This window comes from Prauserella halophila, from assembly GCF_024171895.1.
Classification (GTDB): Bacteria; Actinomycetota; Actinomycetes; order Mycobacteriales; family Pseudonocardiaceae; genus Prauserella; species Prauserella halophila.
In genome coordinates, this window is record NZ_JAMTCQ010000008.1 from 721,994 (window position 1) to 734,953 (window position 12,960).

14 protein-coding genes are annotated in these 12,960 nt (G+C 64.2%); 12 read left to right on the top strand and 2 right to left on the bottom strand.

Annotation, left to right across the window (positions count from 1 at the left end; all coding sequences use genetic code 11):
- Positions 1 to 20 precede the first annotated feature (20 nt).
- Together LY41_RS03600 and LY41_RS03605 are read right to left on the bottom strand one after the other, a co-directional pair.
- A complete protein-coding gene (locus LY41_RS03600; protein ID WP_253862367.1) occupies positions 21 to 1,583 on the bottom strand; it encodes a hydantoinase/oxoprolinase N-terminal domain-containing protein in 1,563 nt (520 codons plus the stop codon).
- Positions 1,567 to 2,661: an S-methyl thiohydantoin desulfurase family protein gene (locus tag LY41_RS03605; protein WP_253862368.1), complete on the bottom strand. Its 1,095-nt coding sequence runs from the start codon at positions 2,659 to 2,661 to the stop codon at positions 1,567 to 1,569. The genes LY41_RS03600 and LY41_RS03605 overlap by 17 nt, the downstream gene beginning before the upstream one ends.
- Before the next feature lie 112 nt (positions 2,662 to 2,773).
- On the opposite strand from LY41_RS03605, the gene LY41_RS03610 reads away from it, so the two are divergent.
- The 12 genes from LY41_RS03610 (at position 2,774) to LY41_RS03665 (ending at position 12,960) form a co-directional block, all read left to right on the top strand.
- Complete coding sequence (locus LY41_RS03610; protein WP_253862369.1) at positions 2,774 to 4,384, top strand: PucR family transcriptional regulator; 1,611 nt, start codon at positions 2,774 to 2,776, stop codon at positions 4,382 to 4,384.
- Positions 4,385 to 4,630: 246 nt separating this feature from the next.
- Entirely contained in the window at positions 4,631 to 4,807 is a 177-nt protein-coding gene (locus LY41_RS03615) for a hypothetical protein (protein WP_253862370.1), read from the top strand.
- Between the two features lie 30 nt (positions 4,808 to 4,837).
- Entirely contained in the window at positions 4,838 to 5,230 is a 393-nt protein-coding gene (locus LY41_RS03620; protein ID WP_253862371.1) for a purine-cytosine permease family protein, read from the top strand.
- 20 nt (positions 5,231 to 5,250) lie between these two features.
- Entirely contained in the window at positions 5,251 to 5,592 is a 342-nt protein-coding gene (locus tag LY41_RS03625; protein ID WP_253862372.1) for a purine-cytosine permease family protein, read from the top strand.
- 69 nt (positions 5,593 to 5,661) lie between these two features.
- Positions 5,662 to 5,988: a hypothetical protein gene (locus tag LY41_RS03630; protein ID WP_253862373.1), complete on the top strand. Its 327-nt coding sequence runs from the start codon at positions 5,662 to 5,664 to the stop codon at positions 5,986 to 5,988.
- Positions 5,989 to 6,086: 98 nt separating this feature from the next.
- Entirely contained in the window at positions 6,087 to 6,968 is an 882-nt protein-coding gene (locus LY41_RS03635) for an AAA family ATPase (protein ID WP_253862374.1), read from the top strand.
- Between the two features lie 63 nt (positions 6,969 to 7,031).
- Positions 7,032 to 8,165 carry a vWA domain-containing protein gene (locus tag LY41_RS23785; RefSeq protein ID WP_253862375.1) on the top strand — a complete coding sequence of 378 codons (1,134 nt, stop codon included), beginning with the start codon at positions 7,032 to 7,034 and terminating at the stop codon, positions 8,163 to 8,165.
- Positions 8,158 to 8,970 carry an alpha/beta fold hydrolase gene (locus tag LY41_RS03645; RefSeq protein WP_253862376.1) on the top strand — a complete coding sequence of 271 codons (813 nt, stop codon included), beginning with the start codon at positions 8,158 to 8,160 and terminating at the stop codon, positions 8,968 to 8,970. The genes LY41_RS23785 and LY41_RS03645 overlap by 8 nt, the downstream gene beginning before the upstream one ends.
- Positions 8,967 to 9,938, top strand: a complete 972-nt coding sequence (locus LY41_RS03650; RefSeq protein WP_253862377.1) for a DUF1028 domain-containing protein — start codon at positions 8,967 to 8,969, stop codon at positions 9,936 to 9,938. Before LY41_RS03645 ends, LY41_RS03650 begins: the two co-directional genes overlap by 4 nt.
- 65 nt (positions 9,939 to 10,003) lie before the next feature.
- Positions 10,004 to 10,564 (top strand): YybH family protein, encoded by a 561-nt coding sequence (locus tag LY41_RS03655; protein ID WP_253862378.1) that lies wholly within the window; start codon positions 10,004 to 10,006, stop codon positions 10,562 to 10,564.
- Between the two features lie 116 nt (positions 10,565 to 10,680).
- A complete protein-coding gene (locus LY41_RS03660; RefSeq protein WP_253862379.1) occupies positions 10,681 to 11,820 on the top strand; it encodes an XdhC family protein in 1,140 nt (379 codons plus the stop codon).
- 279 nt (positions 11,821 to 12,099) lie between these two features.
- Positions 12,100 to 12,960: an FAD binding domain-containing protein gene (locus tag LY41_RS03665; protein ID WP_253862380.1), complete on the top strand. Its 861-nt coding sequence runs from the start codon at positions 12,100 to 12,102 to the stop codon at positions 12,958 to 12,960.

The window sequence follows — 12,960 nt, forward strand, 5'->3', positions numbered from 1 at the left end:
ATGGGATTAAGAAACTGGTCTCAGACCACGCTGAGCGGGCCTGCCGCCTTGGCACGGATTCGGATCACTGGCTCGGTCAGGTAGGCCATGGGAACTTCTTCCAGCTCGACGATCTCGACAGCGGCCGGGTCGGCGCCTGCGCTGATCGCCTCATTGCGCGCATCGGTCGTCGCCTCATCGGTGACCTCTTCGCGGGTGCGTCCGGACAGTTTGAACACCTTGTCGACCTGGCCGGATACCGAGGCGATCGCCGCTCCGATAGCATTGGCCACGTCGTAATGCTCAGGACGGAGCACGTCGCTGGCTCCCTCGAGTTCCGACGGCAGCACGACGCTGCCACCACCTACCGCGATGACTCGCGCCTCGCCGCGGGTCGTCTTCATCTGGTCGACCGCGACCGCTACACGTTCATCGGAGATCCGTAGCGCCCTGGCCAGGTCGACCGACGTATCGGCTAACAGATCTCGCTTGCCCATGTCGGCCCGACCGGCGTCGACCGCGGCGTCGGACAACGTCGGACATGCTCCGCCGAACACGAGACCTTCGTTCACCAGGCGGTAGCCGACGCTTTCGGGGCCGACCTTGACGCCACTGCCGTCCTGGACGATCTTGGTGCCACCGCCGACGGCGATACTGTTGAGATCGGGCATCCGGAAGTTCGTGCGGACCCCGCCGATGTTCACCGCCGCGGCCGATTCCCGCGGGAACCCGTTCACCAGCACTCCGATGTCGGTGGAGGTGCCGCCGACATCGACCACGAGTGCGTCGGTCTCCTGGGTGAGGTACCCGGCTCCGCGCATACTGTTCGCCGGTCCGCTGCCGATGGTCAGCACCGGGAAGCGCAGCACGTAGTCCAAGCCCATCAGAGTGCCGTCATTCTGGGTGAGGTAGACGACCGCGTCGATCCCGTTGCGCTCGAGAGCGCCGGTCAGGCCGGTGACGATCTTGCGGGCCACGCCGACGAGCGTGGAGTTGAGCACGCAGGCGTTCTCCCGCTCGAGCAGCCCCAGGGCGCCGATGCGGTGCGAGAGTGACATGGGGATCTCCCCGAGCGCTTCGCGAACCACCTGCTCCGCCTCCAGCTCGTGCTCCGCGGAGACCGGCGAGAAGACCGAAGTAATCGCGGCCGCTTCGATCGTGCCTGCGTGCTCGGAGAGGAAGCGAACCAACTCCTGTCGCTCGAACGGCACGATCGGGTCTCCGGAGACTTCGCTGCCACCCGGAATGATCACCTCCCCGGCCGATGCCGCGGCGCGCAACTCATCGGGCCAGTCCAGCAGCGGCGGAATCGACAACGTCGCGGGCGCACCGATCCGCACGACCGCCGTCTTGAGCAGCTCGCGGCGCTCGAGGATCGCGTTGGTGGCGTGTGTCGTCCCGAGCATCACATGGGTCACGCGGTCGAGTGGCGCGTCGAGAACCGAACTTACCCCGGCGATCGCCTCGTGGATGCCTGTGCCGAGATCGTCCGTGGTCGGGGTTTTGAACTGGGCGAGCAGTCGCTGGTTGTTGTCCACCACGACCGCGTCGGTATTGGTACCGCCCACGTCGATACCGATGCGTAGGTCAATGGGTGCGGGCATGGCGTTCCTCCACCGGCTTGAACTCAACGTCATAACCAAAGGCCCGTGGGCCCACCACCCGCAGCCCTTCCTCACTCCGCCATTGGGCGGGCGCCCGGAGTACGGAGAGGATGATCCGCTGCCCGTAGCGGATGTGCTCGGTGACGATGCCGTGGGCCGTGTACCGATCGAGCAGCGTGATGATGTCGGGCACGGTGGCGATGGGCTCCCCGTCCTCCAGTGCGACCAGGTTCTCGTTCTGGAACTCGACGCGCACCAGCCGCCCGGAGTCGGACTCCGTGCCCTCGATCACGGTGGATCCGCGGACGAATCCGCCCGCGGTGTGGCGCTCGACGTCGATCACCTTTCCGGTGATCAGCGGATAAACTTCGGTCTCGGAGTCCAGGGCCGCGAACGGGCTGGCTCCCGCGGTTCGGATCGCCCGGCCGATGCGGACCGCGGTGCTTACCGTGCCGCGGATCACCGGCCCCCGCGCTACGGCGCCGGACATCGGATACAGACCCGCGGATGCGCAGCCTCCCAACACCGACACCGCATTGCGCATCAGGCGTTCCAGCCACACATTCCCGGCCGTATCGAACGTGATCGCCTGTGACCGCTCGTCGACCAGGACGCTTGGCCGGGACGGGATCCCATGCAGGTGCGGGGTGCACATCTGAAGCTCGGGAAATGCGCGGCCCATCAGGTCCCCGTCGACGAGTGGTAACCCGGCATTGACGGCCCAAGCCAGCGGAAGGACACCATTGATGCCCCCCATCTCCAAGGGCATCATCGCGGTGATCTCCGTACCGAGGCGGGCCTGCAGGGTGTCTTGGATGACTTTGCCCTCGCCGCCGTTGGCGATCTTCTCCACCATCACCGTGGGCGCGCCCACCATTCCCGCGGCGAAGACGGTGTCCGAATCGGCTAACTCGTCGAGTTGAATCACCGAAATCGGGCCGTGGCGCCGGACCGCGTTGACGGCCATCATCAGCCCGACGCGGGGATCGCCTCCCCCACCGCCGGCGAGCACCGTGCAGCCCACGGCCAGGTCGGCCAGTTCGCGCTCACCGAGAGCTGTCTCGAATTCCTCAGTCATGATTCGTCCTCGATGGATCGAACGTCTGCGAATCCGCTCATCAATCAACCTCCGCTTGTCGGAAGTGAATCTACGGTTGCCAAGCGCGCCGAGAAAGGTGCATCGTGAACCCATGTCAAGCCATTCGGTGCGTGTTGCACATGATCGCCCTCACGTTCCACGTGAGCAGGATCTCCCGTCCGGCAGGTCCCGTCGGTCCCTGCGCGCGATCCTGTCCGAGCTGCAGCAGAACCGGGCTGAGGATGCGGTGGTGTTGGACGGCGACATCGACCGCGACGTCGCCGAAGTCCGATTGATCGACTCGGTCGATCAGCTTGATGAGGTCGGTGCCGGGGCGCTGGTTGTTCTCGACCGCAGGCTGTCGCACATCGCCGACGGATACCTGTTGGACGTGGCGGTGCGTCGCGCGGTAAGTCGCGAGGTAGCGGGGCTGATGTTGACCGCCCCCGAAGGCACTGATGTCTCGCTGACAGCTCGCAGCATGTGCCGCAGGAGCGGGCTGGGGCTCGTGCGGTTATCGCCGGATCGTGACTTGAACACCGTGCTCAACGTGGTCGCGCAAGAAATCGCCGACGAACTGCATCTCACGATGGAAAGGGTTCGCCGGGCTATTGACGCTATTGATCAACACGCCGGCGAGGGCAGCACAGCGACAGATCTCGCGACCATAGGTTCGCATGTCCTCAGCTACGACATCCAGGTCACAGCCACCCTGCCCCAGGATCACACCGATCTATTGGCTGTGCCGGTCATCGTCAGTCAACCCGAGGGCGAACAGTTCGTCACCGGACGGCTGCCCGACGCGGACGCCAACACACTGCTGGAGATGGTGTTATGGCGCCTCGCCTCCGAGGCCAGCCGAGCGGCGTTCGTCGCCGAGCAGGCCGAGCGCACCAACATGCTGTCGGTGGATGAGGTGCTCCGGCAATTCCTGGGAGCCAGCCGCGAGACCCGCGACGACCTGTCGTCGCAAGCCCGCAAGCTCGGGATTCCGGTCGATGCCTGGCACATCGTGGCGCGTTTCGAACTGGACATCCCACAGGAGGGGATCGCGGACGGCCTGCTGGCCTACGAGTCTCGGGAGCGTCTTGCCCGGATCGCGCTGACAACCGCATCTTCCTCGGGAGGCAGCTGGCATACGGCGCAGGAACCGGCGGCGCTGTGGTTGCTACACAGCCACCACGGGTCATCCCCGCCGCGTGATGTGGGACTGCGCGTCCATCGACTGATGGGCTCGGTCCTGGCCGTCTTACAGCACGCCGTGCCGGAGCTGCGCGCCTATGTCGGGATCGGCGGAGTACACGCCGGGATGACCGGCGTTGCCGGCAGCGCGACCGAGGCGAAGGTGGCCGCGACCCATGCGCGCTCGCAGCGGGGCGCGAACCATCCGATCAGTTTCGACGCCATCGGAATCCGGAGCACACTCGTGGAGTGGTACGGGTCGCCGACGGTGCAGGAATCGATCGATGTCTTGTTCGCGCCGTTGGACAAGGTGTCTCAGGCACGGCGTAACGAGACCATCGAAATCATCGGTACGTACCTCGATTTCGGCGGCTCGATCGCCCGCACCGCCGAGGCGGTTCATCTGCATCGCAACGCCGTGCGCGCACGGCTGCAACGGGCGATCGACCTGCTCGGAGTCGATATCGATGATCCGGACCAACGGTTGTTCCTGCACTTGGCTTGCCGCTCACACCGCATCGTCGGCACGTCCCACTCGTGAGCCGCCTGAGCCGCACGCGACCCACGATCAATTGCGGCTCGCTCGTCAACTTCGCGGCGCTGTTGCGGGCGAGCTGAGTACCCGGTGACCTGACGTCGACCGCTTGGACACGTCCAAGACGATCACTCCGCGTTAGCGCGATATTCACCCACCCGGGTGCGCACTGCCATGAATTAGTAGCTCGAGTATCTCGTGCACACACCGAACAATCCGCAGGCTGCTCATACTCGCAACACCGCACACGTCGTGCGGCGCGAATGGCGTCTGCCGCCACGGTCGCTGTTCGGCGCCTGGTGGGCGCTGGGTACCGCGATGTTCTGGGTGATCATCGCGGCGCTGGTGACACTCACCGTCGACACCCGCGACGCCATCATCGGCATGGTGCTCGCTGTCGTGGTCTACGGCGCGGTCAACTATGTCTAGTCGGTCTACGCGGCGCGCACCGGGACCACGGTGAGCCTGTGGTACCTGGTCGTCGTGCTGTACAGCATACCGCTGGCTATCGGTGGCATACGGGCGTTCCTGGACAAGTTCAACAGATGCCTGTTCCCGTTCTACGTCTTCGGGCTCGTCGCGATCGTCGTCTGGACCGTCGTCGAGTTGGACGCCACGTCGGGCTGGCTGACCTACCAACCGGAATCGCCGTCGGTAGCCGGCCCAGGTTGGTTGTTCGCGTTCGGCGTGTACATGGGTGACTGGGTGCTCATGATGGCGAACTGGGACTTCGCGCGTTTCGGCCGGACGAACAAGCGGGACGTCCGGACCAACGGACGGTTCGCCTTCGGCCCCGGGTTCTATCTGTTCACCATCGTGATCAACGGTTTGATCGGATCTTCGTCGCGCTGACCATCCCGACCGAAGGACCGTTGTCCGAGATATCGAGCCTCATCGGGATCGTCGAGCTGATGGGCATCTGGGGCCTGCTGTTCGTCTGGATCAGCCAGACCCGGATCAACACCGCCAACTTCTATCTGGCCACGAGCAACCTTTCCAACGTCTTCGCACAGACGTTCAAGCTGAAGCTGCCTCGCGTGGCGTGGGTCGTCATCGTCGGGACGATCGTCTCCGTGATCATGCTCAGTGATGTCTTCAGCTACCTGCTGATCGCGCTGCGGTACACGTCGGTCGTCTGCGTCACCTGGACCACTTGTGCGCTCGTGTTCGTCGTCCGCAACCGGGTGCGCGATCGCGCCACCCGGCCCGAGTAGCGCTCCGGCCGGGTACCCGCCGTCAAGCCGCTGTACCTGCTCGCCTGGGCTCTGGGCACCGGGGTCGGCATGCTCATGATCAGTCTCGGCGAGCAGACCTCGTGGACGGCGACGTTGGCGCTGCCGGCCGCGTTCGTGGTGTCGGCGGTCACCGAACTGGTCGTGCTGTCCACCGGAACGGCGAATGCAACGGGACTGTCGCGCCCGCACGATCCGAGGGGCGAGGTGGACGACCCGTGGGAGGCCCGGGTGCGCTGCCACCGCGGTGAGAGGGCCTACATCGCCGTCGAGATGGACCGTGACCCGAGCAGTGAGCACCGGCCGATCTGCGCCAGTTGCGCACAGACCAGCCCAACGTTCGTCAGGCAGGTCCGCCGAGAAGCGGCGGAATCCTGAGGTCGAGACGCTCTGGCGGTGCAGACTGCGAGGTGCACGAGTGGTTGGAGTGCGCTCTGCACACACAGCACGATCCGCAGCTTGCTCATAATTGCATCATGGCTACGTGTTCAACACCTGAGGCCCTCGGTACCGCGTTATCGCATACCGGGTACTTGCCCGACACTGGAATCAACACGGCGGCGTTTCTTGCCGACACCCTGGCGCGGCCGCTGTTTCTGGAGGGCGAGGCCGGTGTTGGCAAGACATCTCTAGCCTCGGCGCTGGCGCAGGCGCGTGGCAGCGAGCTCATCCGATTGCAGTGCTACGAAGGCGTCGACGCATCGCAAGCGCTCTACGATTGGGATTTCCCCCGCCAGCTGCTACATCTTCGCACGATCGAGGCTGTGGGCGACAGGACGATCGACGTAGCCGCAGCCGAGTCGGAACTATACGACGAGCGCTTTCTACTGGCTCGTCCCCTCCTGAGAGCACTGCGTACCCCTAATTCGGTGTTGCTGATCGACGAAATCGACCGTGCCGACGACGAGTTCGAGGCGTTTCTGCTCGAGGTGCTCTCGGACTTCTCAGTATCCATTCCAGAACTGGGACAGATCAAGGCCGACGTTGCGCCGTTGGTGGTGTTGACCTCGAACCGCACCCGTGAAGTACACGACGCACTCAAGCGACGCTGCTTCTACCACTGGGTGCAGCACCCGTCACTGGAGCGGGAGGTCGCGATTCTGCGGCGCAGACTTCCCGAAGTCACCGAGCGACTTGCGGGCGATGTCGCACACGCGGCGAGCCGGCTGCGGGCCGCGGAGCTGATCAAGCCGCCGGGTGTGGCGGAGTCGCTGGACTGGGCCAGCGCGCTGCAGGCGCTGGGATGCGAGCAACTGGATCATGGCTTCGCGGCATTGACCTTGGGATCCGTCCTCAAATACCGCGAGGATATCGAGCGGGTGGAACTAGAGGGATTGTCCCAGCTCATTGCGTCCTGAACGCGAAACGAGGCAGCGATGACGACGTCCGGCGGGCACTCCGGGAGCCACCGTGGTGCGGGAGTGGTAGCTGAGCGGATCGATGATGCTCCGACCGCTCTCGTCGGATTCGCGCGCGCTCTCGCCGCCGCCGGCGTTTCGGTCTGCTCGACGCGTACGGCCACCTTTCTCACCGCGGCCGCTGCCCTTAGGTACGACGAGCCAGGGGCGATCTACTGGGCAGGCAGATTGTCGCTGGCTTCGTCACCCGACGACTTGGCTATCTACGACGCGGTCTTCGCGACGTACTTCTCCCTCGACCCCGAACATGACCAGTCCACGGTGCGCCGCCAGGCACCGGTTCTGCAGGCGAGCGTTCCGTTGACCGAGGATAGCGAATCGAGGGAGGAACCGAAGGAGGACAGTTACGCGCTTCCACCGGTAGTCCGAGCCAGAGCGAGCGCGGAAGAGGTACTACGGAACCGCGATCTCGCCTCTCTCAGTCGTGCGGAAAAACAGGAGATGGCGCGTCTGTTGGAATTGCTGCGTCCAGGCTTGCCGGAGCGAAAGTCTCGTCGCAGACGCTCACACGCGACCGGACGTATCGACCCGCGTCGTACCGTGCGCGCCATGTTCGCCGCCGGCGGTGAGCTCGCCGTTCCGAGACGGCATCGGCGCCGTACCCGCCCTCGGCGGATCGTCCTGCTGATCGACGTCTCAGGCTCCATGGCCCCGTACGCCGACGCCCTGCTGCGCTTCGCACACGTGGTAGCTCGATATCGGCCCAACGCATCCGAGGTCTTCACGATCGGCACTCGACTAACACGGATCACCAGGTCGATAACGATGCGCGATCCGGATGCCGCACTCAGGGCAGCCGCGGATACGATCCCCGACTACTCCGGTGGGACGCGGCTGGGGGAAGTGCTGCACGCGTTCGTCGACCGGTGGGGGCACCGAGGGACCGCTCGCGGAAACGTTGTAGTGATCTTCTCCGACGGGTGGGAGCGTGGCGCAGCCGACGAGCTGGCCGAGCAGGTAGCGCGGCTTGGCCGACTGGCACGAGCCGTTGTCTGGGTCAATCCACACAAAGGCGCCACCGACTACGCGCCGGTCCAAAGTGGAATCGTCGCGGTGCTACCGCACATAGATCATTTCGTAGCCGGCCACTCCTTGGCCGCGCTGGAGGAACTACTGGACGTGATACGTCATGCGTGAGGCGATGAAACTGCAGGAACTCGACATCAGCGGCCCGGCTGGCCGTCTCGCCGGCTGGTCAGCTGGAGAAAACGCGTCGGACAAGCCAGCGGTGCTACTGATCCACCCCATTAACACCCAGGGACGCATCTGGGCCGACCTGATCGACCTGCTGGACCCACAGGGTCGTTACGTTATGCCCGATCTACGTGCCCACGGCGGTTCCGACGCTTCGGGCGAATTCTCGCTCGCCGAGTGGACGGCCGACTGTCTTGCGGTGATCGAGCAGGAACTGCCAAGCGGACCGTTTCATGTCGTCGGCGGATCTCTCGGGGGACCGTTGGCGTGTTGCGTGGCCGCCGCGCTGCCAGAAAGGGTCAGCTCGGTGACCGCGATCGGCAGCTCGCTCAACTTCGACGGTGTCGAGGTGTCCGGTGTGCTCGACATGTTCGACCGACTGGGAGTCGCAGGCACCTTCCGGACGGTATTCCCGACCATGACCTTTGGCCCTGGCTCCTCGCAGGACGTTATCGATAAGGCACTCGCACTCGCCAACCCCAACGATGTCGCGACAGTGAAACGCGTGTGGTCGGCCACGATCGCAAGCGACGCCACCGAGCAAGCAAGCCAACTGGACTGCCCGGCCCTGGTGATCAACGGCGAGCACGACACCACGTGCACTCCTGCCCTCGGCCTCGAATTGGCCAGAGTTCTACGAACCGAACAGGTCATCATGCCCGACATCGGACACATGCCGATGCTGGAATGTCCCGAGCGCGTCGCCCTGCTGCTCACTCAACAGGTCAATCGAGCTGGGTCGCCATGACCTACTCACTCCTCGCACGCGACCCGAGCACCGGTGACATCGGAGTCGCCGTTCAATCTCACTTTTTCGCGGTCGGCCGTCTCGTGCCGTGGGCGACGGCCGGTGTCGGTGCAGTCGCTACCCAATCCATCGTCGAGCCGTCCTATGGTTCGCAAGGGTTGGAGCTCATGAGCAGGGGTAGCCGACCGCAGGAGGCGCTCACCCAGCTGGTCGAGCAGGATTCCGAAGCCGAGCGCAGGCAAGTAGCGCTGATGGCCGCGGACGGAACCGCAGTTGTCCACACCGGCTCCTCGTGTATACCGGCCGCCGGGCACACCATCGACCACGGGCTCAGCACGCACGCCAACCTCGTGGAATCCGAAACCGTGTGGCCGGCGATGGCTGATGCATTCCGGACTGCGGAGGGCAACCTGGCACACCGGATGCTGGCGGCGCTAGGCGCCGCAGAGCGCCAAGGTGGTGATATCCGAGGTCGCCAGTCCGCCGCCATGATTGTCGTACGCGGCACACCGACCGGTCAGCTCGCCCAGGACCGTGTGATCGATGTTCGCGTCGACGACGCCACCGACCCACTCGACGAGCTGGAGCGACTCGTTGACCATGCTGAGGCATTCGGCGGTCTTTTACGGATGTTGGAGACCGAGGGTCTGCTGAGCGGCGAGCACACCGCCGACGCGGCACTCGTCCGTCAGGCGCTAGCCGAACTCGACACCGCCCAACGCACCGTCGGCGAGAACAATCTAGAACCGACAGTCTGGAAGGGCTTGCTGCTGGCCCGCGGTGGCTACGAGACCGACGCTCAACATGCGTTTCAGCGCGCCATACGTGTCAAGCCCCGCACCGCCGAGCTCGTTCGGCGCCTCGGCCGCGCCGGGATGTGGCCGGGTGATCCCGACACCCTCGAAGCCCTGCTCACACCGACCGATTCACGGGACATGATGAAAGCTCGACAGGAACGGAGCCACTGAAGCCAGCGGCTCCGCGATCACGGCCGTCACCGTGACGAAACAAGAAAGAAGGAGGAGGAGCAGAATTGGCAAACGAAGAGCAAGATCGACAGGAGATCCTCGAACTACACCGGATCTGGTGGGAAGCCAACCACCAGTTGGTCATCCCCGAGATGCAGTCGGTGTTCCCGTCCGGTATGTCCTACCTGATGTTCAACCTGAACGGGCACCAGTACTTTGGAATCGAGGAGAAAACCAAACTGTGGGAGCACTACCAGAAAGAAATAGATATCGTGATGTATCCCGACATCGAGATCATGCGGCTAGCGATCTCCGGGGACATGGCGTGGCTGGCCTGCGAGGGAATCTTCCCGATACGTGCGATAGGAGCTGGCGGTACCGGCTCGGCGACTTGGGAACTTTCCGAGAGAGACTACGACAATTTCCTGCTGCGCGCCACGGAGATCTACCAGCGCGATGACGGTGACGGCAAGCCAGTCTGGAAGATGTGGCACTTCCACGCCTCGCCTATGGCTCCGGCCGACGAAGAGCGCCCCGGAGTGGGTGGAACTCAGAACGAGCGCGGCGTCGGACACGGCCCCGGGATCACCCCTAAGCGAGTCACCCGTAGCGGTACCCGCAGCTGATCTTGACCCGTGACTCCGTCTGCGCTCAAGTCCGCGTTCTGACGGCGAAGCCGGACGATCAGGCAATCCGTCGATTCGTGACAACAGCATCACGGAAATCGGCCGGGAGGTCCAAGATGCGTGATGTCCTCCAGCAAAACCAGCCATGGTATGCCGGAGGTGGGCGCTTCGCGGTCGCGACCGTGATCGACGCCTTCCACTCCGCACCACGCCCTGCTGGAGCCGCAATGGTGGTCTCCCCCAACGGTGAGGTAGTGGGCAGCGTCTCAGGCGGATGCATCGAGGGCGCGATATACGAATCGGCTCAAGAGGTGATCAGAACCGCACAGCCTACCGTGCAACGCTACGGTATCGCTGACAACGACGCGTTCGCTGTCGGCCTCACATGCGGCGGAATCATCGACATCTTGGTCCATCCGGTCGATCCAGCGTCCTACGCGGAGTTCGGTGAGCTGTCCGACTCGATCAACGCTGGTCGACCAGTTGCTACCGCGACCGTAGTGACCACGGGCGAAAGTCTTGGCAGCGAGATTGTCCTCTGGCCGGATCGCGTGCGCGGCGGCTTCGGCGACCCCCAACTGGATGCGGCGGTAATCGAAGACGCGCTCGCCGTGCTCGAGCAAGGCACGAGCAGCGTTCGCCACTACGGCCCTCATGGCGAGCGTAGGCGTGACGAGGTCGCGGTGTTCGTGCACGCGTTCGCTCCGCCGCCGCGGATGTTTGTATTCGGAGCCATCGATTTCGCAGTGGCAGTCGTCCGTGTCGGAAAATTTCTCGGTTACCACGTCACGTTGTGCGATGCGCGTCCAATGTTTGCGACACACAAACGTTTCCCGGAAGCCGACGACGTCGTCGTTTCGTGGCCACATCGGTTCCTCAGTGACGCTGTGGAGAACGAACTGATAGATAGCCGCACGGTACTGTGCGCGCTTACTCACGACCACCAGTTCGACGTTCCCTTATTGGAACTGGCACTGCGCACCCGAGCGGAGTATATCGGTGCCCTGGGATCGCGCCGGACCCATCAACAACGGCTCGATCAGTTGCGGGAGCTGGGACTATCGGATACTGAGCTCGCGCGGTTATCCTCTCCCGTCGGCCTCAATCTGGGAGCGCATACCCCCGAGGAAACCGCCATCTCCATCGCGGCAGAGATCATCGCGAAGCGAGGTGGCGCAGACGCTCGGCCGCTATCGGAACTTACGGGGAGGATCCATGGTGATACCGGGCAGCGTCCTGCCCACCTCCCAAGCTAAACCACTACACATGCAGCAACGAGGACCGCACGGTGCCGAACGGAGCTACGACCGCTGTGCATACGGCTACGGATACTGGGTGTTCGGGTGCGTACTGCACACACTGAATGCGTGATCGTTTGCTCATACTCGGATCATGGCACCGCGAGGTCGACGCCGGCACAGCGTCTTAGCGACGCCGGCGCGCGTTCATAGCGGCGAACTCATTCGACTGCGATGCTACGAGGGCACGATGCACCCGCAAGCGCGTGTCGACTTTGCTGAAGTTGGAGGTAGCGAGTGTCAACAACAGTGGCCCCTGGAGAGGTCCACCTCGCGACATCGTTGGCCGAGGCCACCGCGATGCTCGCCGACCTTGGTAAGGACGGCGAAGCCGTCGCGGGCGGAACATGGACCATGCGTGCACTGCAGCGACACGTCACCCCTCGGCATGGGTACATAGCGCTCAAGCGCCTCCCCGAGTTGCACGGCTTTGAGCCCGGGGACGCAGTCGACCTGGGTGCACTGATGACGCACAGCGAACTGGCCGCCATCGACGCGGGACCGGCATTCGAATGCGTGCGTTCGGCGGCACGAGAGTCGGCGTTTCCGCAGGTGCGTAACGTAGCCACGGTCGGTGGCAATATCCGGGCGATCGGCTTCGCCGAGGCTGATCTGGTACCGGCGTTGTTGGCTGCCGAGGCACAGCTGAAGCTGCACTCGCCCGGAGGCAATGAGGTCGTCGGCCTTGTTGATTACCTCGCAGGCCGCGAAACGCGGCCTGCCGGCGAAATCATCACACGCGTGCAGATACCCACACCGAGTAACCGGAGATCCGCATTCGAGCGCCTCACGGTCCGGACGACCGGGGAGTACCCCATAGTCAACGTCGCCGTATCGGCCGACATAGCAGACGGTGTCGTGCGCATGGCGCGAATTGCGGTCGGCAGTGTGGAACCTGTAGCCAAGCTTTGCGCGGCTGCGACCGAACTGATCGGGCGCCCCGCTGACGACGTTACGGCGATGAAAGCCGTAGGCGAGGCCGCAGCAGCAGAACTCAACGCCCGGGACGGCCGAGACGCTCCGGGCTGGTACCGAACTTCCGTGCTTCCCACGCTGATTCAGCGTGCTCTCGCACGCCTGGCCACCGACTCGAACTAG

Excerpts from the sequence above, each read along its gene's own strand:
- LY41_RS03600 (WP_253862367.1), bottom strand. The coding sequence starts at position 1,583 with ATGCCCGCACCCATTGACCTACGCATCGGTATCGACGTGGGCGGTACC.
- LY41_RS03605 (WP_253862368.1), bottom strand. The coding sequence starts at position 2,661 with ATGACTGAGGAATTCGAGACAGCTCTCGGTGAGCGCGAACTGGCCGAC.
- LY41_RS03610 (WP_253862369.1), top strand. The coding sequence starts at position 2,774 with ATGTCAAGCCATTCGGTGCGTGTTGCACATGATCGCCCTCACGTTCCA.
- LY41_RS03630 (WP_253862373.1), top strand. The coding sequence starts at position 5,662 with ATGCTCATGATCAGTCTCGGCGAGCAGACCTCGTGGACGGCGACGTTG.
- LY41_RS03635 (WP_253862374.1), top strand. The coding sequence starts at position 6,087 with ATGGCTACGTGTTCAACACCTGAGGCCCTCGGTACCGCGTTATCGCAT.
- LY41_RS03645 (WP_253862376.1), top strand. The coding sequence starts at position 8,158 with ATGCGTGAGGCGATGAAACTGCAGGAACTCGACATCAGCGGCCCGGCT.
- LY41_RS03650 (WP_253862377.1), top strand. The coding sequence starts at position 8,967 with ATGACCTACTCACTCCTCGCACGCGACCCGAGCACCGGTGACATCGGA.
- LY41_RS03660 (WP_253862379.1), top strand. The coding sequence starts at position 10,681 with ATGCGTGATGTCCTCCAGCAAAACCAGCCATGGTATGCCGGAGGTGGG.